The 601-nt window shown below is 47.4% G+C and carries 1 protein-coding gene; it reads right to left on the bottom strand.

Annotation, left to right across the window (positions count from 1 at the left end):
• On the bottom strand, window positions 1-601 hold a 601-nt coding region (locus R7R78_RS27835), incomplete at both ends, for an MATE family efflux transporter (protein WP_263856344.1).

Below are 601 nucleotides of genomic sequence, written 5' to 3'. Positions count from 1 at the left end.
TTACGCCATTGATAGAAGAATATTACTCCAAGACCAATCCCTCGCATTGCCATAAAGCTGGTCATCGCAAACCACAGTGCATGGTTTTGCCAGCCAGAGAACAAAAAGAAGATTACAAAGAAACAGCAAGTCGCCACGAACATACTGTTCCGCATATCTTTACCTTTGGTGGCACCAACAAAAATGCCATCGAATAAGAAACACCACATGGATGCCAACGGCATCACCACCAGCCAAGGTAGATAGATCGCTGCTTGCTGCTGCACAATCGCAATAGAAGTGATCATGGCGATCAAATTCGATCCGGCTAAGCCAAATACCGCAGTAAGCCCTAAGCAGATGATCAGACTCCAAAAGAATGTCCCCACCAGAGAATCACTAAGCTGAGCTCGGTCTTTCGCGCCAATCGCTTTCCCCACCATCGCTTCCATCGCGTAGGCAAAACCATCCATGCCGTAGGAAATCATCATCAAGAAGCTCATCAACACAGCGTTTGCCGCGACAACATCATCACCAAAGCTCGCGCCCTGAAACGTCATAAAGCTAAACGCGGCTTGCAAGCACAATGAACGCAGAAAGATATCGCGATTGAGTTTCACAA

This window comes from Vibrio sp. 2134-1 (assembly GCF_033339495.1).
The sequence above is the reverse complement of the archived record's forward strand: the minus strand, read 5'-3'. Positions and strand labels throughout refer to the sequence as shown.